Annotated in this window: 19 protein-coding genes; 5 read left to right on the forward strand and 14 right to left on the reverse strand. The window is 66.8% G+C overall.

The window, feature by feature from the left end:
• The 8 genes from C8J25_RS10230 to C8J25_RS10265 form a co-directional block, all read right to left on the reverse strand.
• Positions 1-762, reverse strand: a complete 762-nt coding sequence (locus C8J25_RS10230; protein WP_107954353.1) for an NUDIX hydrolase — start codon at positions 760-762, stop codon at positions 1-3.
• Between the two features lie 166 nt (positions 763-928).
• Entirely contained in the window at positions 929-1,900 is a 972-nt protein-coding gene (locus C8J25_RS10235; RefSeq protein WP_244186972.1) for an FAD:protein FMN transferase, read from the reverse strand.
• A 24-nt stretch (positions 1,901-1,924) separates the two neighbouring features.
• Positions 1,925-2,764: a DUF4198 domain-containing protein gene (locus tag C8J25_RS10240; protein ID WP_107954354.1), complete on the reverse strand. Its 840-nt coding sequence runs from the start codon at positions 2,762-2,764 to the stop codon at positions 1,925-1,927.
• 10 nt (positions 2,765-2,774) lie between these two features.
• Positions 2,775-3,269, reverse strand: coding sequence for a DUF2271 domain-containing protein (locus C8J25_RS10245; protein WP_107954355.1), 495 nt, complete (start codon positions 3,267-3,269; stop codon positions 2,775-2,777).
• Positions 3,270-3,280: 11 nt separating this feature from the next.
• On the reverse strand, positions 3,281-3,937 hold the full coding sequence (locus C8J25_RS10250) for a PepSY-associated TM helix domain-containing protein (protein ID WP_107954356.1): 657 nt from the start codon (positions 3,935-3,937) through the stop codon (positions 3,281-3,283).
• Positions 3,938-4,045: 108 nt separating this feature from the next.
• Positions 4,046-4,813 carry an SDR family oxidoreductase gene (locus tag C8J25_RS10255; protein WP_107954357.1) on the reverse strand — a complete coding sequence of 256 codons (768 nt, stop codon included), beginning with the start codon at positions 4,811-4,813 and terminating at the stop codon, positions 4,046-4,048.
• A gap of 75 nt (positions 4,814-4,888) precedes the next feature.
• Positions 4,889-6,082 (reverse strand): MFS transporter, encoded by a 1,194-nt coding sequence (locus C8J25_RS10260; RefSeq protein ID WP_107954358.1) that lies wholly within the window; start codon positions 6,080-6,082, stop codon positions 4,889-4,891.
• Positions 6,083-6,093: 11 nt separating this feature from the next.
• Positions 6,094-7,128 carry an aldo/keto reductase gene (locus C8J25_RS10265; protein WP_107954359.1) on the reverse strand — a complete coding sequence of 345 codons (1,035 nt, stop codon included), beginning with the start codon at positions 7,126-7,128 and terminating at the stop codon, positions 6,094-6,096.
• Positions 7,129-7,215: 87 nt separating this feature from the next.
• Between C8J25_RS10265 and C8J25_RS10270 the strand changes: the two genes are divergently transcribed.
• A complete protein-coding gene (locus C8J25_RS10270; RefSeq protein ID WP_107954360.1) occupies positions 7,216-8,124 on the forward strand; it encodes a LysR family transcriptional regulator in 909 nt (302 codons plus the stop codon).
• Positions 8,125-8,136: 12 nt separating this feature from the next.
• Here the strand turns inward: C8J25_RS10270 and C8J25_RS10275 are convergent, their stop codons facing one another.
• The 3 genes from C8J25_RS10275 to C8J25_RS10285 all read right to left on the reverse strand — a co-directional run bounded on the left by C8J25_RS10275 (position 8,137) and on the right by C8J25_RS10285 (position 10,049).
• Positions 8,137-8,556: a lysozyme inhibitor LprI family protein gene (locus C8J25_RS10275; RefSeq protein ID WP_244186973.1), complete on the reverse strand. Its 420-nt coding sequence runs from the start codon at positions 8,554-8,556 to the stop codon at positions 8,137-8,139.
• 78 nt (positions 8,557-8,634) lie between these two features.
• The gene (locus C8J25_RS10280; protein ID WP_056065305.1) at positions 8,635-8,892 is read right to left on the reverse strand and encodes a hypothetical protein; all 258 of its coding nucleotides are present in this window, start codon (positions 8,890-8,892) and stop codon (positions 8,635-8,637) included.
• 248 nt (positions 8,893-9,140) lie between these two features.
• The gene (locus C8J25_RS10285; protein ID WP_107954361.1) at positions 9,141-10,049 is read right to left on the reverse strand and encodes a Gfo/Idh/MocA family protein; all 909 of its coding nucleotides are present in this window, start codon (positions 10,047-10,049) and stop codon (positions 9,141-9,143) included.
• Positions 10,050-10,195: 146 nt separating this feature from the next.
• Between C8J25_RS10285 and C8J25_RS10290 the strand changes: the two genes are divergently transcribed.
• On the forward strand, positions 10,196-10,549 hold the full coding sequence (locus C8J25_RS10290; protein WP_107954362.1) for a lysozyme inhibitor LprI family protein: 354 nt from the start codon (positions 10,196-10,198) through the stop codon (positions 10,547-10,549).
• A 145-nt stretch (positions 10,550-10,694) separates the two neighbouring features.
• Here the strand turns inward: C8J25_RS10290 and C8J25_RS10295 are convergent, their stop codons facing one another.
• Positions 10,695-12,518, reverse strand: coding sequence for a diguanylate cyclase (locus C8J25_RS10295; protein ID WP_208622568.1), 1,824 nt, complete (start codon positions 12,516-12,518; stop codon positions 10,695-10,697).
• A gap of 291 nt (positions 12,519-12,809) precedes the next feature.
• On the opposite strand from C8J25_RS10295, the gene C8J25_RS10300 reads away from it, so the two are divergent.
• Genes C8J25_RS10300 through C8J25_RS10310 form a run of 3 tightly spaced genes read left to right on the forward strand, consistent with a single transcriptional unit; the run spans position 12,810 to position 15,822 of the window.
• On the forward strand, positions 12,810-14,108 hold the full coding sequence (locus C8J25_RS10300; protein ID WP_107954550.1) for an Hsp70 family protein: 1,299 nt from the start codon (positions 12,810-12,812) through the stop codon (positions 14,106-14,108).
• Entirely contained in the window at positions 14,105-14,767 is a 663-nt protein-coding gene (locus C8J25_RS10305) for a spermidine synthase (RefSeq protein ID WP_107954363.1), read from the forward strand. Before C8J25_RS10300 ends, C8J25_RS10305 begins: the two co-directional genes overlap by 4 nt.
• Positions 14,764-15,822, forward strand: coding sequence for an AbrB family transcriptional regulator (locus tag C8J25_RS10310; protein WP_107954364.1), 1,059 nt, complete (start codon positions 14,764-14,766; stop codon positions 15,820-15,822). The genes C8J25_RS10305 and C8J25_RS10310 overlap by 4 nt, the downstream gene beginning before the upstream one ends.
• 161 nt (positions 15,823-15,983) lie before the next feature.
• On the opposite strand, the gene C8J25_RS10315 is transcribed toward C8J25_RS10310, so the two are convergent.
• Complete coding sequence (locus C8J25_RS10315; RefSeq protein WP_107954365.1) at positions 15,984-17,309, reverse strand: sigma-54-dependent transcriptional regulator; 1,326 nt, start codon at positions 17,307-17,309, stop codon at positions 15,984-15,986.
• On the reverse strand, positions 17,306-19,090 hold the full coding sequence (locus C8J25_RS10320) for a sensor histidine kinase (protein WP_208622569.1): 1,785 nt from the start codon (positions 19,088-19,090) through the stop codon (positions 17,306-17,308). The genes C8J25_RS10315 and C8J25_RS10320 overlap by 4 nt, the downstream gene beginning before the upstream one ends.
• Positions 19,091-19,233: the final 143 nt, after the last annotated feature.

Consider the following 19,233-nt stretch of genomic DNA (forward strand, 5'->3'; position numbering starts at 1 on the left):
TCAGCCGCGCACCGCGTCCGACATCGGCTCCGACGTTACCGGATAGCCGAGGTCGTCGGGGATGCAGAGATGCTCGACGCCGTCGCGTATCTCGGTCCACGGCGTGACGGTGCGGATCGGGTGCGCGCGGGCGTCAGCGACTGCGGCGTCGAAATCGGTGAACTTCGCGAGGCGTTCGAGATTGCGGCGGGTCGGGAAGATGATCGTCGCGCGTCCGGAGTCGGTCTCGGCGAGAATGTGCGCGGCGGTTGCCCAGAACAGGCGGACGTTTTCGGTCTCGTCGACCCGCGCCGCAGGGGCTTCGGCGGGCCGGCGGGCGAGATAGAAGCGCGTGTCGAAGATGCGTGCGTGGGCGTGCGCTGGCCGCCAGCGGGCGAAATACTCCAGCGTTTCGAGGTCGAGGGATGTGCCTGCGTCCGCCAATGCTGCGCCGAACGCGGTTCCGGCGTGAAGGGCGGCGCGCAACTGCTCGAAAGCCTGGATGGAGGGCATCGGTGACAGGCCGATCGGCAGGCCGGCCTCCTCTATCGTCTCGCGGATCGCGGCGATGCGCGCGGCGGTTTCGTCGTCGGGGTGGCCGAGCAGAGCCGCCAGCGCATGGTCGCCGGGATCGACGCGGCCGCCGGGGAATACCAGTGCGCCGCCCGCGAACGCCATCGCCTTGGCCCGCTCGACCATCAGCAGTTCCGGGGGACCGGCTGGCGTGTCGCGGAAGATGACGAGCGTCGCGGCGGGGATGGCGGGGGGGAGCGCGTCGGTCATTGGCTTTGGTAACGCGCGAGGGCGGGATCGGGTAGCGTCGTGGGGTGGAGTTACTCAGAGGTGGGACGGTGCAATCCGACGCAGTTAAGCTTGTTCTCCCGCGAAGGCGGGAGTCCAGTCTGGGTCCCCGCCTTCGCGGGGAAACAGGGACGTTCGGTTCTAGCCGTCAGTCTGCGAGCATCGCGGCGAGTGCGGGAGTCAGGGATTCGCGGGCGGTGCCGTCGATTTCGGTGACGAGGCGGGCGGCGATGCCGTGATTGTGCGCGAGGTCGAAGCCGTTTGGGCCGAGGACGGTGAGTGCGGTTGCCCAGGCGTCGGCGTCGAGCGCAGTCTCGTGAATGACGCTGGCGGAGACTACGGCGGTGTCGATCGGGCGTCCGGTGCGTGGATCCAGCGTGTGCGCGCCGCGGCGGTAGTCGCCGGAGGTTGCTACCGCTTGGCCGTGCAGCGCGATCCGGAGCGGGGGGAGTGTCAGGCCCGGTGGGCTTTCGAGGTCGACCCACCAGGGCTCGCCGTCCGGCTTGATCCCGCGACCGACGAGTTCGCCGCCGATCTCGACCAGTGCGTTCGGGATGCCGGCGTCGTGCAAGAGGTCGGCGATGGCGTCGACCGCGTGGCCCTTGGCGATCCCCGACAGGTCGAGCGCGGTGCCGCCGGGTTGGCGGAGGTGCGCGCCGGTGGCGGCGAACGAGATCCGGGACCAGCCCGATGTCGCGCGCGCCGTCTCGATTTCGGGTGTGCTCGGGGGGCAAGCGACGGGGACGGGGCCGAAACCCCAGGCATCGACGAGCTTGCCGATCGCCGGATCGAACGCGCCGCCGGTTATCTTGGCGATCGCCAGGCCGCGCGTCATGACGTGCGCGAAGTCGGGTGGGAGCGTCGTCCAGGTGCCGCTCGGCGACCGGTTGAAGCGGGACAGGAGCGAGTTCGGTGCCCAGTGGCTCATCTCCGCGACGAGCTCGGCCAGCCGCGCGATGATCGCGGACCGGATCGACGACGGATCGGTGCCGGCGGGCGCAGCGAAGCGTACGCTCCACGACGTCCCCATCGTCTCGCCGCGGAGATCGAGCACCACCGCCGACGGATCGCGCGCCGCGAACGCTGCGGCGTCGATCGTCGGCGGCAGCGCGATTCTCATGCCGCCAAACTCATGCCGAACGCCTCAGGGCGTGAGGACTTCGAGCGTCGTGACGTAACTCATCCGCCGCTCGGTCGCGCGCGGGCTGGTTGCCTTGGCGTCGGTCAGCGTGGCGTTGAGCCAGTACATCCCGGCGGTCGGCCACGAGACGCTGAGCACGCCGTCAGCGCCGGTGGTCAGCTCGCGTGCGCCCTCGTCGTTGCGATAGCGCTTGCCGCCTGGGATCACTGTCACCTTCAGCCCCGCAGCGGGTTTGCCGTCGACCAGGAAGCGGAACTTGGCGGTCTCGCCCGCGACCAGTTCGTCGGGGTGCGTGATCGGTGCGAATTCCAGGCCCTTGCCGGTCGGCTTGAAGACGGTGGTGGTCGGCGCGCCCGCGGTCACGAAGATCTCGTTGCGGCCCGACACCTCGGTGACCTTAACGTCGGTCGCGTTGGCGGGGATGTCGGCGACGGTCAGCGGGGCAGGCGCGTTCGGCTGCGGCGGACCACGACGACCGCCGAGGCGCTTCTCGACGCCATCGACCTTGAAGCTGCCCATCACGGCGGACATCTGCGTGCTGATCTTCCACGTGCCGGGCTTGTCGAGCTTCACGTCGAACACCGAGCGATAGCGCCCGGTCGCGCCGTTCTGCAAAATGCCTTCGCTACCGTCGGGCTGCCAGACCTTCATGGCGTCGAGGCGAAGCGGTTGGTGATCGAAGAAGAAAAGGTCGTTCGAGACGGCGGCGTCGACCGTGACCCAGCCATCGGTCCCCGAGAACACGGTGGCCGAGGGCAACAGCCACATGCGGTGCGCCGACAGTGCGGCGGGGATCGACAACAGCGCGGCGGCGGCCATCAGGCGTGCAACAAAAGGCTTCATGCTGTGATCCTTAGCGGGCGGAGATGGCGACGACGCCGAGCTCGGTCTTGCCCGTGGTGCGGGCTCCGGCGGTAAGCGGTACGGAGACGAGTTCGCGACCGCCGGTCTCGCGCGCAGCCTCGACGTTGAGGACATACTGGCCGGGCTTGACGTCGGCGGGCAGGGGAATCGTGTACTGGCCCGGCGTCCGCGTCGCCCCGCTGACGCCGTCGGCGGGCATCGTCATGCTGCGGCCGCCCTTGCGCCACCACGCGCGCAGATCCGCGAGCCATTTGGTACCGGGATCGTTGCCGCGCTTCTTGAGATCATACCAGACCGCCAGCGTCCGCGGCGCGCCGCCGCCGACCGGCTCGAGCCATACCGCGACATAGGGGCGATGATATTCGGCGACGTCGAGCCGCGGGATCGTGATCGTCACCGCACCGGGCGGCGCTGCAACCGCAGGCGACAACAGGGCAGGTGCGGTGATCGCCCCGCCGAGCAACAGGAACGCGGTAGGACGCATGGCGAAACCCCTCAATGGATGAACAGGATGGCGAGCAAGACGGGAAGCGCGAGCCCGGCGGCGACGATCGGCCAGGTCGAGGGCCGGTGCCGCGCGTGGAGTTGCAGCAGCAGGAGTCCGGTGAGTGTGAAGAGGATGCACGCGCCGGCGAAGACGTCAATGAACCAGAACCACGCCGCGCCCGCGTTGCGCCCCTTGTGCAGGTCGTTCAGATACGAGATCCAGCCGCGATCGGTGGTTTCCGCGGTGATCGCGCCGGTCGCGCGCGCGATGCTGACCCAGCCGTCGCCGCCGGGTCGCGGCAGCGCGACATAGGCGTCGCTATCGGACCATTCGACAGGCTTGCCAGCGGGATCGAGCCCGACTGCGGTCGCGACCGCCTTGGCGACGGGAACGGGGAGCGGCGCGTCGGCGGTATGCGGTGCGCTCAGCATGTGGAGCAGCGGGCGCGGTAACGTCCCGCTTTTCTCCACGACGACCGGTTTGGCACCGATCGATGCCGCATGATTGAGCGTGATGCCGGTGATCGCGAACAGCAGCATCGCGGTCAGCGACAGCGCCGCGCTGATCCAGTGCCAGCTGTGCAATTGCTTGAGCCACCAGCTTCGCCACTTGCGTTTGCGCTTGGCGGTCGTCGCAGGCGACGGGGAAGTTCGGGACGCGTTCACAGAGGTCCGCCTATCGGCTCGCGACACGCAGATCAAGGCTATTGAGAATAGTTAGCAGAAATGACGAGTGGTGCCTCGACGTCGCAGGAGGGCGTCGAGGCGATAGCATCAGTCTCCGCGTCGTGCGCGCTCGGCCATCTCGTTGAACTGGTCGAGCGTTTCCGAAAAGCGGTGATCGGCTTCGGCATTGCGCAAAGGGCGGACGCGTTCGACGAGAATCTCGCTCGGCGTCGGCTGTTGTGTCCAGAGCGCCATGACCTCATCCGCAAACGCCTCCAGCGGCATGTAGGCCGAGCGCGTCTCCTGTCCGGGGGTGAGGCTGGTTTGTACGCCGGGGGGCACGATCTCGATGACCTCGACCTTGCCGTCCAACGCGCGACGCAGGCTGACGGTGTAGGAGTGGATCGCCGCCTTGGTCGCGGAATAGACCGGCGCGGTGGTCAGCGGGATATAAGCCAGCCCGGACGTCAGGTTGACGATCGTGCCGCCGGACTGTCCCACGAGATGATCGACCAGCGCGTTGGTCAGCCTGATCGGCCCGAGCAGGTTGGTGACGATCGTCGCCTCCGCGTCGGCGAGATCGCGGCGGGTCGAAATATCCTCCAGCTTCATGATGCCGGCATTGTTGACCAGCACGTTGAGCGCGGGGTGTTCGGCGACGAGGCGCTGCGCAAAGTCCTCGATCGCGGCGGGATCGTCGATGTCGAGCGTCATCGCGCTCATGTTCTCGCGCCCCGCAATCGTCTCGTCGAGCGCTTCCTGACGTCGGCCGGCAACGATCACCGCGTTGCCCGCATCGTGGAGACGATGCGCCAGCGCGGCGCCGATACCCGACCCGCCGCCGGTGATGAGAATGGTGTTGCCGGTCGGGTTCATGCCGCGTCTCCTGATGATAGCGGCGGTACAACGCAGGCGATGCGCGTTCGGTCCGCATCGATCAGGGGTCGGCTTCTACATAACCTCGACCGGACTCGCCGAAGCTGAATGGCGTTGATCGCGTACGGTATTCCGGCGAACGCTGACGATCACCGCGACGAGGCCAAGCGCTGACGAGACGGCACCCGCGATCGCCACCGCCGGATACCCGAACCCTGCCGCGATCACGCCGCCGCCGACCGCTGCGCCAATCGCATTGCCCAGGTTGAACGCGCCGATGTTCATGGCGGATGCGAGGTTGGGCGCGTCCGCCGCGGCGTGCATCACGCGGATCTGCAGCGGCGGAACGAGCGCGAAACTCGCAATACCCCAGAGGAAGATGAGGATCGCGGTCGGAATCTTGAATGGCATTAGCAGTGCGAAGACGATCAGGATTGCCGTCAGGGAGGCGAGCGTGACGATCAACGTCTTGTCGACCGAGCGATCGGCGAAACGGCCGCCGAGCCAGTTGCCGAGCGTCAGCCCCAGGCCGTAGGTCACCAGCATCGCGGTAATGTAGCCGAGCGAGGCGTGGGTCACTTCGCGCAAGATCGGCGTGATGTAGGTGAACACGGTGAACATCGCGCTCGCGCCCACCACGGTCAGGCCCAGCGCGCCGAGCACGGGGCCCCGTGTCAGTACGCGCAGTTCCGCCATCGCATCGCTGCCCTCGGGCGCAGGCAAAGCCGGCAGCGTCAGCCGCAGCGCCGCCATCGTCGCCACGCCGAGTGCCGATATGCCCCAGAACGACGCGCGCCAGCCGAGATGGTCGCCTGCCCAGGTCGCGAGCGGCACGCCGACGACGTTCGCGATCGTCAGCCCCATGAACATCGCCGCCACCGCGCCCGCGCGTCGTTCCGCCGGTACGAGGCTGGCCGCCACGATCGACCCGACGCCGAAGAACGCGCCGTGGTTGAACGAGGTCAGTATCCGTGCGGCCATCAGCATGCCGTAGCCGGTCGATACCGCCGCGAGCAGGTTGCCGATGGTGAAGATACCGGCGAGTGCGATCAGCAACGTTCGCCGCGGCACCCGCCCGGTGGTCAACGTCATCAATGGCGCACCAATGACGACGCCGAGCGCATAGGCGCTGATCAGCAATCCCGCGGTCGGGATCGACACGCCGAGATCGGTCGCGATGACCGGAAGCAGCCCCATCGGCGCGAATTCGGTCACGCCGATGCCGAACGCGCCGACGGCGAGGGCCAGCAGGCCGGGATTGAGTTTCATGATGTCGTTCCTCAGACCAGCGCAGGGTTTAGCCGGGCGAAACCCTCTTGCTGGCGATAGGGCGTATGGGGGTAGGGCGGCAGCACATCGCTGGCCGTATCGAGCACAGCGACCTGTGCGGCCGTCAGTTCCCAGCCGACCGCCCCTAGATTGTCGCGCAACTGGGCTTCGTTACGTGCGCCGATGATGACGGACGATACGGTCGGGCGGCGCAACAGCCAGTTGATCGCGACCTGCGGCACGGTCTTGCCCGTCTCCGCCGCGACCGCCTCGAGCGCGTCGATCACGCGGTAGAGATGCTCGGCCTCGACCGGCGGTGCGAACTGTTCGGTGTCGTGCAGGCGGCTGCCCGCGGGGATCGGCCGGTCGCGCCCGATCTTGCCGGTCAGGCGACCCCAGCCAAGCGGGCTCCACACCAGCGCGCCGACTCCCTGATCCGCGCCGAGCGGCATCAGGTCTGCCTCGTACGCGCGGCCGATCAGCGAGTAATAGACTTGATGCGCGACCAGCCGCGGCGAGCCGTGGCGGTCGGCGATGCCTTGCGCCTTCATGAGCTGCCAGCCGGGATAGTTGGACACGCCCGCATAGCGGACCTTGCCCGCAGCGATCAGCGTGTCGAGCGTGCCGATCACCTCCTCCGTCGGGGTCGATGCATCGAAGGCGTGAAGCTGGAGTAGGTCGACGTAATCGGTGCCTAACCGCCGCAACGAATCCTCGACAGCGCGGATCAGCCGCGATCGCGACGCGCCCCAATCCTGCGGGCCGTCACCCATCGGCAGGCCGGTCTTGGTCGAGATCAACACCCGGTCGCACCGCCCCTTGATCGCCGCGCCGAGCACGGACTCCGAGGCGCCGTTGGAATAGACGTCGGCGGTGTCGAACAACGTCACGCCCGCTTCCAGGCAGACATCGACCAGCCGCCGTGCTTCGGTCTCGTCGCTGCGTCCCCACGCGCCGAACAACGGCCCCGTGCCGCCGAAGGTCGCGGTGCCGAAGCTCAACACGGGAACGCGCAAGCCCGATGATCCCAATTGCCGATAGTCCATGTGCGTATCCCCGATGTTCGCGTTGGTGCATAGATGGACGGTATGGTGCCCCCTTATTAGACGATGCGGCGGCGAAGGATTTGTGACGTGGACGCAAAGATCGGGATAGGCGCCGACCGGGCCCGTGCGCTGGAGATCTTCGCGACGGTGATGCGCGAGGGCAGTTTCTCGGGGGCTGGTCGCGCGCTGGGGCTGACGCCATCAGCGGTGGCGCGGTCGATCGACCGGATCGAGACACGGCTTGGCGTGCGGTTGCTGCTGCGCTCTACGCGGGCCCTGACGCCGACCGTCGAGGGGCAGGTCTATCTGCAGACCGCGCGGCGGATTCTTGCCGACCTGGACGACGCGGAGCAGCAGATCGCCGATCAAGGTGCGCCGCGGGGGCGGCTGCGGATCAGCGCCGCGCTATCGCATGGGCGGTTGTGCATCGTGCCTCTGCTGGGCGAGTTCGCGCGTTCGTACCCACATATCCTGGTCGATTTCGCGCTGACCGATACGCTCGTCGATGTCGCGGGCGGGCAAGCGGACGTCGCGGTGCGCTTCGGTCCGCTGGCCGACAGCCTGCTGACCGCGCGCAAGCTGGGCGAAAGCGGCCGCGTCATCGTCGCGGCGCCCGACTATCTCGCACGGTGCGGGACGCCGACGGTCCCCGAAGACCTGCACGCGCATAATTGCCTCAACTTCAACTTTCGTCGCGTCGAACCTGTTTGGCCATTCCGCCGCGATGGGCAGGACATCGCGTTGTCGGTGAGGGGCAATATCGAGGCCAACAACGGCGAAACGTTGGGTCAGCTTGCGTGTGCGGCGGTCGGAATCGCGCGTGTCGGCGCGTTCAGCGTCGTCGACGACATCGCCGCGGGACGGCTCGTGCCCGTACTGGAGGACTTCAATCCAGGCGATGTCGAGCAGATCCACGCGGTGTTCGTCGGCGGCACGAACACGCCGGCGCGCGTGCGCGTGTTCGTAGACTTCCTCGTCGCCCGGCTGGCCAACTAGGCGATCGGACGGTCAGCGCTCGATCGAGAGTATGCGCGCATAGCCTTCCAGTTGCAGCGCGCGGTCTCGCGTCAGGATTGTCCCGGAAGCCGCCTCCATCGGGACGTACATCGTGCCGCTGCGGGTGGCGTAGATAGCAGTTCGCACCCTGTCCTCGGCATCCCGGAAGGTGATCCAGACCCTTTGCGATTGGCGCAGGGATTGCGCCGCCGGGGCAGGGAGTCGCCGCAGCAGTGCCGCGTACGCAAGGTTCATGCGCCGATCATAGTCGCGCAGCGCTGTGGTCTCGCATTCGGTCTGGCCGGCGGTGGAGGCGTTGGCTTCGCGCTCCAGGCAACGCGGCAAGCTGGTGCCGGTAGGATCACCCGACGGCATTGCGGCAAGGTCGGCGGGCGATGCCAGCAGCGTCAGGAGATGCCATGCGAGAGTCATCGGTTCGCCTCGATGCGGGTCGATCCGCGGCAATCTGTTCGATAGAAAAATGGGCCGGTGTTACCCGACCCATTTCACTTAGTTGCTGTCGGAGTTGTTGTCGTCTTCATGATCGACGATCAGGTACGTCACACCAGCGACGATGCCGACGCCGATGATCAGCGGAACAATGCTCACGCCCGTGAGATTGCTTGCCTTCTTCGACGACGTGCCCGCACGAACCGGCGACGCGACCGAGAGCGACTGTGCCGAATTGGCGACAGGCGCGGCGCTGGCCGCAACTGGCAGGGCAGTCATGGCGACGGCGGACGCGCCGAGAATCAATGTTTTAATCATAAGTCACTCTTCTCATGGAACAGCCGTTGCGGCTGCGGGGCACCAACGATTCCAGACCGCGTGGGTTCCTGATGATAACATGTCCGGATCGGACGAATAATTGTGTCGGGTATCGATGCGGATTAGTTGCTTGTAATGAAGAGAATTATACGTTCAAATATAACTGTTTTGGGTTTCTTATACTTGTAACATAGTGCGTATGTGTCGAGAATGGCGTCCTAATTACCTGAAATATCTGCATAAGGTGGTCAGTCGGCTCTTCCGTGCGCGTCCGCATGGGCAGTGATGGCTTCGCAGAGCGCGTGTGTCGCCAAAATGGCTGCAGCCGGGGTGGTGCGTTTCTCGCGTACCGCCGTCAGAAAGTCGGCGCACATCGCTTCGAAGCCGCGCTGACGTCCGACGGAGGTCCAGTCACTACGCCGATGGTGGCACTCCGTGCCGGCGGAGCGCACCCGTTCCGCCATGTTCCGCACCGACTGCCTCACGCCGTTCCCGATCACGTCCAGTCGTTCCTCGTCCAGTCCGCTATCCCGGTGCATCGTGCCGATGGCCGTAAAGCCCTCGCCCGCCAGCATCAGCGTCACCACCTTGAGCACTCCATGCTCGACATGAGTCTCGATCGTGCGGCGCAGTAATGGGGCAGGCGCCAGAAACAGCAGCGTGTCGGCGACATGGATGAAGTCGTCGAACACTACTTTGCGCGGGGTGTCGGCCTGGCGGTAACGGTGCTTTTCCATGACGATCAAGCTCGGGCCGGTACCACGAAGCGCCGCGTAGTCCGGGGCAAACCGGCGGTTGAACCCGACTGTCAGCAGCGTTTCCTGGCGTTCCGCCAGCGCCACAAGTTCTTGGGTTTCGGCAAGATTGTCGGCGAGCGGCTTGTCGACAAAGGTGGGGATACGCCGTTCCAGCAACAGTCGAACGAGCGCCGGATGCGCACCGGTCGCGGCGTGGATGAAAGCCGCGTCGAAGGTCGCCGCCTCCAATGCATGCTCTACGCTGGCATGAAGGTGAGGCACGCGGAACGAACGTCCGGCTTCACGGAGAACCCGCTGGTCGCGCGTCGCCAGATGGAGTTCCAGTTCGGGGTTCGCCGCCAGCACCGGCAGATATCCCTTGTGAGCGATGTCGCCCAATCCCGTCACCAACACGCGCATCGCGACCTCCGAACCGTCAATTCCGGTGCGCTAGATACCGCAATCGCGCTCCGTGCCGATACGTGGCTTCGCGGGGCTGACGATTTACGCAGGCGCCACAGAACCGACCCGGGTTTGCGACGTTGGACAGGGAAAGGAGACCTGAAATGCTGATCCTAGCGCTTGCCCTCACCCTGGCTGGCTCGCCCGATCTCGACCGCTGCCTCAACACCGGGGAGGCCGCACAGGGTATCACCCCGGCGATGGCGGCCTGTTTCGGCGCGGATTACAAGCGGGCCGATGGGCGACTGAACAGGACCTATGTTGCCACCATGAAACGGTTGCCGTCTGCGCGTCGCACCGCATTGCGCATGTCGCAGCGCGCCTGGATCAAACAGCGCGACGCTGCCTGCCCGCTCGATCAAGGCGACGGCGTCGGCACGATCGAACGCCTGAACCATCCCGCCTGCCTGACGAAGCAGACTGACCGGCGCACCGCGTGGCTTGCGCGCTACCGCTGATGTGATTCCTGCCGCAGCCGATTGGAAGCGGGGCGGGGTCGGGGAGAGTCTTCAGCCCGGTGAGATCCTCTATCCGTGCAATCCGATTCTCAATGCCCCGCTGTTCCAGTCGACGGCGCGCCGGGCCCGGTCCGAACGACCCGGATCAAGCCGCGAGCATGCTGATGGTGGCGCGGTTGCGGCCGTCACGCTTGGATTGATACAATGCCATGTCCGCCGCCTGGATGAGCGTCGTACCATCCCGGTCCATGGCGTCGGACCAGGTCGCGATGCCGAACGACATGCTGGTCGAGCCCAGCGTGCGGTTGCCGTGTCGGACAGCCAGTTCCGCAATGGCGCGCCGCACGGTCTCGACGCGACCGGCAAGTGCTTCCGCGGTCGTGCCCGGCGCGATGATCGTGAACTCCTCGCCGCCGAAGCGGCAAATGACATCGCCGTCGCGGAACCGACTGCGCATCTCCGCCGCGACCATCTGCAGCACTGAGTCGCCGGCATCGTGGCCGAACTCGTCGTTGAACCGCTTGAAATGATCGATGTCGCACATGACGAGGCTGAGCGGACTCCCCGCGCGCAAGGATCGGGCGATCTCCAGCTTGAGCGTTTCTTCCATGTAGCGACGATTGAACAGGCTGGTGAGCGGATCGCGGATCGTCTGCTCGCGTAGCGATCGCTGCAAGCGGTGGTTGACCAGCGCGGATGCGATGTTCTCGGTCAGAACGTTCATCCGGAAGCGGTTCTCGGCTCCGATCCGTCCCTGGAGATAGAGCACGCCGATGACCTCGCCGCCCGCGAGCAGGGGTTCGCAATGATACACCTCGTTCTCCGCGACATGCCCGCAGACGATCTCGCGGCTGGGGTCTTCGACGGAGTGGCTCTGGCCGCGACGCAGCGCCCAGCACCGCTCTGGCGCGAAACCTTCGATCGGCACGGTAATGCCGCCCCAGCTCGCGACGGGGGCAAGGCAATTGCGCGAGTTGTTGTGCGCGTACAGCGCGCCGGGGATGTCGGGGAGCACCTGCGGTACGAACACCCGGACGATCTGCGCCAACTCGTCGTCGGTGCGCGCGGCCTGCATGCGATGCGCCATGCCGCCGAGCAGTTCGATGACGTCGCCGCGTTCGCGAAGCGACTTCGTGTTCTGCTCGAGTTCGGTGTTGACGATCTGCAATTGCCGCTCACTGGTTCCCTGGTCTGCGACGGCACCCCTTAATCGGTCGGCCATCGCATTGTAGCCGACGGCGAGGCGGGTAAACTCCCGCGATCCCATCGCAGTATCGATGCGGGCGTCCTGTTCGCCGCTGCCAAGCGCGGTCATCGCTCGCATCATGGTCGCCAGCGGGCGGCGGATCGCCCGGACGAGCAGCGCAAAGCTGCCGACGACGATGAGGGCGACGGCGATCGCGCCAAGTATCGCCAATCTCTTGCCGCTTTCCAGCCGCTGAACCGCTGCGTCCTGCCGCGTGGACTGGAGCGCGCGTTCCTCGTCGAGAAAGTCCTGCGCGCGCACGCTGATCGCATCCATCAGTTCGCGGCCGCGGCCACTCGCGATGACCGCGACCGCGCCGGAAAAATCACCCCGGCGGGCAAGATTCAACGGTTGCAGCAAAATGGCGGAGCGCTCCTTCATCAGCACCGCGATTTCCTGCGCCCGTGCATGCTGAAGCGGATTGTCGTCGGTCTGTTCAACGACTCGGGCGATGGTTCGGGCAGCGCTATCCACACGTTCGGCGTACGACCGAGCATAGGCTGGATCGCGCGTGATGACGAAGCCACGCTGGCCGGATTCGGCCTCGCGCAGATCGCCCAGCGCCGCTTCCGTCGTCTCGATGATCCCGGCGGAATGCGCGGCCCAGTGAACGCTCTGGCTGGCCTGATACGACGCATCGGCGAGGAGCCCCGCCAAAGACGCCAACGCGAGGAGGACGATGAGTCCGATCGCGGTTATACGCGCTGTCAGCGATACGAACATCGCGGCATGCTTATCCCCAAGAGCTTAGCGTTTGGTTACGCTGCGAGGGACCGGCCCTGTTTCGTCCTAGGGAGAAGGGGCGGGCCTGATAAAAATGTGTGCGAACGGCTCGCTTGGAAAAAAAGGCAAACCGCTGGAAACCGACTCTTGACGGGCTTCCGCTGTGTGCGGTCATCCAGTCACGGATCGAAGCTCCACGAAGGCCGCTCAACTAGTCCGCCGAAGCACGCACGGGGTTGCCATCCCGCCCCGCGCATCGGCATAGGCGCGCGTTCATTGAAGGACGACGCGATGCAGACGGACGCTGGCGGCCCCGCCTTGGGGCTGGATTTCGGCACGACCAACAGCGTCGTGGCGCTGGGGACGCGCGGCGGGACGCCCGAACTCGTGAGCTTCGCCGCCCCTGCCGAGACGAGCCCGGTATTCCGCTCGGCGTTGTGCTTCTGGCAGGACGACAGCGGCAAGGGGCTCGCGTCGGACGCGGGGCCGTGGGCGATCGCGGAATATATGGAGTACCCGCTCGACAGCCGGTTCATCCAGTCGTTCAAGTCGGTCGCGGCGATGAAGACGTTCGAGCAGGCGTCGGTCTTCGATAAGCGGTACCGCTTTGAGGAAATGGGCCAGCTGTTCCTCGAAAAGCTGATTTCGCATGCGGGCGGCAAGCTCGATACGCGGCCGCACCGGATCGTCGTCGGCCGCCCGGTCGAATATGCCGGCGCGCGGCCTGACGAAGCGCTCGCCCGCACGCGCTATGACGCGATGTTCAAAGGCTTCGGGGCGGAGATCCATTACGTCTACGAACCGCTCGGGGCGGCGTATAGCTACGCGACGCGGCTGACCGAGCCGGCGACGATTCTGGTGGCGGATTTCGGCGGTGGTACGAGCGACTTTTCGGTGGTGCGCGTTGCCGAGCCGGGCGCGGCGCGGCGCTGTACGCCGCTTGGGCATGCGGGCGTCGGGATCGCGGGGGATCGGTTCGATTACCGGATACTCGACCGGCTGGTACTGCCGATGCTGGGCAAGGGCGGCGCGTACAAGTCGTTCGGCAAGGAACTGGAGATTCCGCGCGCGTATTTCGCCGACTTCGCGGACTGGTCCAGGCTCGCGCTGATGCGCAACCGCAAGACGATGACCGAACTGGAGCGGTTGCAGAAGACCGCGGTCGATCCCGACGCGATCGGGCGGATGATTGCGGTGATCGAGAACGAACTGGGGTATCCTCTGTACGATGCGGTCGGGTCGCTCAAGCGGGCGCTGTCGAGCGGCGAGGATGCGCATTTCCACTTCGCAGGCGCAGGCCTGGAGATCGAGGCGGACGTGACGCGGGCGCAGTTCGAGGGCTGGATCGCCGACGACGTCGTGCGGATCGAGGCGGCGGTCGACCGGGCTTTGGAGGTGGCGAACGTCGGTGGCGGCGAGATCGACCGGGTGTTCCTGACTGGCGGGTCGTCGCTGATCCCGCGTATCCGCCGCATCTTCGTGGAGCGGTTCGGCGAGGCGGCGATCATGAGCGGCGGCGAGCTGACCTCGATCGCACACGGTCTCGCGCTGATCGGCGAGCAGGACGATATCGCGGCTTGGTCGGCATGATCCCACGTGTGCTTCTCGGGACGGCGCAGGTTCCGGGTGGGGGTGAGCTTCGCTTGCTCCAGCGTGGCGCCGAGTTTTCGATCATGCTCGGTGCGAACGAGTTGATGAACAGTCGGTTGAGCGGGTCGGAAGAGGCGCTGGCGGAGCAGGCGTGCGACCGGATCGGTGGGCGGCCGGGTGTTCGGATGCTGATCGGCGGGCTTGGGATGGGGTTTACCCTTCGCGCGGCGCTCGCACGGCTTGGGCCCGATGCGGCGGTGGCGGTTGCGGAGATCGTGCCGGCCGTGATCGAGTGGGCGCGCGGGCCTATGGCGACGCTGCACGACGACAGCCTGACCGATCCGCGGACCCGGATCTTCGAGGGCGATGTCGCCGCGGCGATCGCGGAGGGTGATTGGGACGCGATCCTGCTCGATGTGGATAACGGTCCGGACGGGATTTCTCGGCCGGGTAACGATCGGCTTTACGGGGCGCGCGGATTGTCTCTGGCGCGAGCGGCTTTGCGGCCGGGCGGCGTGCTCGCCGTGTGGTCGTCCGCTCCGAGCAAGCCGTTCGCTACCCGACTTTCCGAAGCCGGGTTCGCGGTCGACGAAGTGATCGCGCGGGCGACGCGGAAGGGCGGCGCGCGGCACACGATCTGGTTCGCCACCAAGCCATGATCTGGCGGTGGGCTGTCTTGATCGCGCTGTCGGCGGTGATCGCCGGTCTGCTTGAGGTCGTCGGGCTGCCTGCGGGGTTGCTGCTCGGGCCGATGGTCGCTGCGGTCGTGCTGGCGGTGCGGGGATGGTCTCTGAGCGTGCCGACTTCGGCGTTTCGCGGGGCGCAGGCGGCGGTCGGGACTTTGATTGCGGGGTCGATCACCACGGGGATCGTCGCGACAGTGGCGGATCACTGGCCGGTGTTCCTGATGGTCAATTTCGTCACGCTCGCGGCGAGTAGCGTGCTCGGATACCTGCTGAGCCGGTGGCAGGTGTTGCCGGGCACCGTCGCGGTGTGGGGTTCGACGCCGGGTGCTGCGAGCGCGATGGTGTTGATGGCGCAGGCCTACGGCGCGGACTCGCGGCTGGTCGCGGTGATGACCTACACGCGGGTGGTGAGCGTGGCGGTGGTCGCGTCGGTGCTGGCAGCGGTGATGGTCGGCGGCGGGAGTGGGCATCATGTTGCGGGCGCGTGGTTTGCGGCGGTCGATCCGGTCGCCGTCTTGCGGACGATCGCGATTGCCGGGGTTGGTGCGAGTGTCGGTGTGGTGCTGAAGCTTCCCGCCGGCGCGCTGCTCGGGTCGCTGGTCGCGGGGGCGGCGCTCAATGTCACCGGCGTCGCGCAACCGGTTTTGCCGCAGTGGCTGCTCGCGATCAGCTATGCGGTGGTCGGGTGGCGGATCGGGCTGTCGTTCACGCGCGATACGTTGCGGGTGGCGGGCAAGGCGATGCCGCGGATCCTGTTGTCGGTGGCGCTGCTGATCGCGTTCTGCGGCGGGATCGCGGCGGCGTTGACGCGCTGGTGGGGGATCGATCCGGTTACCGCGTATCTGGCGACGAGCCCGGGCGGGATGGACTCGGTCGCGATCATCGCTGCGTCGAGCCCGGTCGATGTGCCGTTCGTGATGGCGCTTCAGGTGTTGCGGTTCCTGGGGGTGTTGCTGATCGGGCCGCCGCTCGCGAAGTTCGTGGCGACGCGGCAGGGCGGTGTGCCGCCGCCGGTTATTCCGACTTAGATCTCGATCGGCACTCACCCTCGCCGCCCTGATCCTCCCCCGCAAGGGGGAGGTGGCTGGCACTTGCAAGACGGAGGGGGAGGTAAGGGTAACCGCTGTTCCGTGTCCTCCCCCTCCGTCACCTTCGGTGCCACCTCCCCCTGGCGGGGGAGGATTGAGAGTCACCCCTTAGTCGGGCGGTAGGCCTCGACGTCGATCTCGTGGCGCTTGAGCTTGTCGTAGAACGTCTTGCGCGGGATGCCGAGCGCGGCCAGCGCGGAGCGGACGTCGCCACTTACCTGTTGCAGCACGGCGCGGATCGTCGCTTCCTCGAACTTGTCGACGCGGGCGGGAAGGGGGATGTCGCTGTCCTCGTCGACCGCCTCTTCCGCCTCGACTCGGAGCACGAGACGTTTCGCCAGGTTGTCGAGTTCGCGGACGTTGCCGGGCCAGTCGTGCTGACCGAGATACGCTAGCGTCGCGGTGTCGATCGTCGGGACCTCGCGGCCGAACCGTTCGGCGGCCTGGTGGAGCAAATGGCCGAACAGCAGCGGAATGTCGTCGCGGCGTTCTCTGAGCGGCGGGATGCGCAGGCGGACCGCATCGAGGCGGAACAGGAGGTCGGCGCGGAACCTCCCTTCCTCGACAGCCTGTTCGAGGCCGGGTTTGGCGGCGGCGATTACGCGCAGATCGAGCGCGCGGGGGAGATCTCCGCCGACGGGCATCACCTCGCGCTCCTCGAGCACACGGAGCAGTTTTGCCTGAAACGCCGGCAGCGTGCTCTCGATCTCGTCGAGGAACAGCGTGCCGCGGTTCGAGGCCTCGATCCGGCCGGTGCGGGGGAGGCGGGAGTCGCCGTCGTGGCCGAACAGCTCGATCTCGGCGACCGCCTCGGGGAGCGCGGCGCAGTTGACCGCGACGAACGGGCGGGAGCGGCGGTTGCTCCAGCGGTGGAGCAGGACGGCGACGAGTTCCTTGCCGGTGCCGGTCTCGCCTTCGACCAGCACGTCGATATCGGCTTGGGCGATCTGGCGCATCGTTTCGCGGAGGCGGACCATAACCGGGGTCTCGCCGATCAGCGGTTCGGCACCGATCGTTTCTTCGGCGGCGGCGCGGAGACGGCGGTTGTCGAGGACGAGCCTGCGCATTTCGAGCGCCCGGCGTGCCCCCGCAATCAAATGGTCGGTCGCGAAGGGTTTCGGGATGAAGTCGAACGCGCCGTTCTTCAGCGCGGCGACCGCCATCGCGACGTCGCCGTGGCCGGTCATCAGCAGCACCGGGATCTCATGGTCGATCGCGGCGATCCGGCGGAAGAGTTCGAGGCCGTCCATCTTCGGCATGCGGATGTCGGACACCACCGCACCATCGAACCCGGCGGTCACGCGGGCGAGCGCGACGGTCGGGTCGCGCTCGGCGATCACCGCGATGCCGGCGAGTTCGAACGATTGCTCCAGCGCGCCGCGGAGGACGTCGTCGTCGTCGACGAGCAGAACCGCTTGCTCGCTCATGCCTTCACCAGGATCATACGGAAGATGGCGCCTTCTGGAGCGGGGACGAGGTCGAGCGTGCCGCCGAACTCGGTCATGATGTCGCGCGCGATGCCGAGGCCGAGCCCGAGGCCGTCCTTCTTGCTCGTCGCGAACGGGGTGAAGAGGTGGTCGGCGATATCGGCTTCGATCCCGGGGCCGTTGTCGGCGACGGTCAGCACGACATCGCGGCCTTTGCGTCCGACGGTGACGCTCACGCGGGCATCGCGGCGGTCGGCGACCGCGTCGAGCGCGTTCTGGAGGAGGTTGACCAGCACCTGCTCCAGGCGGACGCGGCCGGCGATGACAGTGAGCCGTGCCTCGGGGCCATTCGGCAGGTCGAGCGTCACGCCCTTGGCGCGGAACCGGTCGCCGATCAGCAGGCGGACGCCGTCGATCGCCTCGTCGAGCGCCACCGGGCCGATCGATCCTGCACCGCGCCGGGCATAACGGCGGAGGCCCGCGGTGATCGTTCCGATCCGGCTGGTGAGGTCGACGATCGACTGGAGATTGGTTGCCGCGCGCGCGGGTTCGCCGCGGTCGAGGAAGGCCGCGGCATTGTCGGCGAAGGTGCGGATCGCGGCGACGGGCTGGTTGATCTCGTGCGCGACGCTGGCGGTGATCGTCCCAATCGAGCCGACGCGGTTGGCGTGCGCGAGTTCCTCGCGTGCCTGGCGGAAGCGCTGGTCGGACGCCTCGCGCTGCTCGACCTCGATCTGGAGGCGATCGGCGGTGGCGCGGAGCTCGGCGGTGCGGCGCGCGACCTCCGCCTCTAGTTCGGCGCGAGCACCGACGTTGCGCTTGCGCCGTTCGTACAGCCACCACGCGCCGAGCATTGCGGCGATCGTCAGCATCGCGGCGATCGCGGTGGCCCAGCGCGTGCGGGCGGCGGCGGTGCGCAAGGCGGCGTCGAGCGGCTCCATGTGCACCAACCGCCAACCCGAAATCGGTACCGGCAGCGACACCGTGATCGCAGGCGATCCGTCGGGCAGCCGCGAAACCCCCTCGGCAAGCGTCAGTGGGGCGGGGGCCAATGGCGACGTCCCGAACTGCCGCGTCTCGACCAGCTCGGCGCGACGCGAAGGCGAGAGTGGGCGGGTGGTCCTAAATTCGAGCTTCGGATCGCTGGAGATCAGGATGACGCCGTCGGGATCGGTGACGAAGGTCGCCATCCGGTCCTGGATCCACGCGCGCGCGATCTTCTCGAACTCGACCTTGACCACGACCACGCCGAGCGGGCGACCGGCGCGGTCGATCCGTCGCGACAGGTACAGGCCGGGCCGCCCGCTGACGCTGCCGAGTGCGAAGAACTCGGTCGCGCCGGAGGCCATCGCCTTCGTGAAATAGTCGCGGAACCGGTAGTCGTGGCCGAGGAAGCTGTCCGGGCGCCCGGCGTTCGAGGCGGCGATCGTCATGCCCTGCGTATCCAGCGCGTAGATGACGGGGGCGCCGGTGCGCTCGGCCAGCAGCGCGAGCTTGGTGTTGAGCGCGGGGTCGACCTTGCCCGACGCGAGTGCTGCCCGGACGTCGGGGTATTCGCCGAGCATGATCGGCAACAGGCGATAGGTCTGCAGCTCCGCTTCGAGCAGGCGAAGGTTGCTCCGCGTCTGCTGGCCCGCGCGCATCCGAACGCCGGCGCGCGCGTCTTCGGCGGCGCGCTGGCCGTAGATCGAGGCGACTCCCGCGACGATCATACCAAGCGCCGCGAACGCCATCAGCACCGTCAACGCCGTGACGAAAAGAGGAGATCGGAGTCGCGTCATTTTGTGCGGATTATCACACACGCAATGGCCGCGCCATTGGTGAAACGCGGCAATTTCCGCACGTCCGAACAATGGGTATGGTAATAAATGGCTAGAAACCAACGTTTTAAGCGCTGAAGGGGCTGCTCTTGTGGTCCTGGGTT

The sequence above is a fragment of the Sphingomonas faeni genome (genome assembly GCF_003053745.1).
In the GTDB taxonomy this organism is placed as follows: domain Bacteria; phylum Pseudomonadota; class Alphaproteobacteria; order Sphingomonadales; family Sphingomonadaceae; genus Sphingomonas; species Sphingomonas faeni.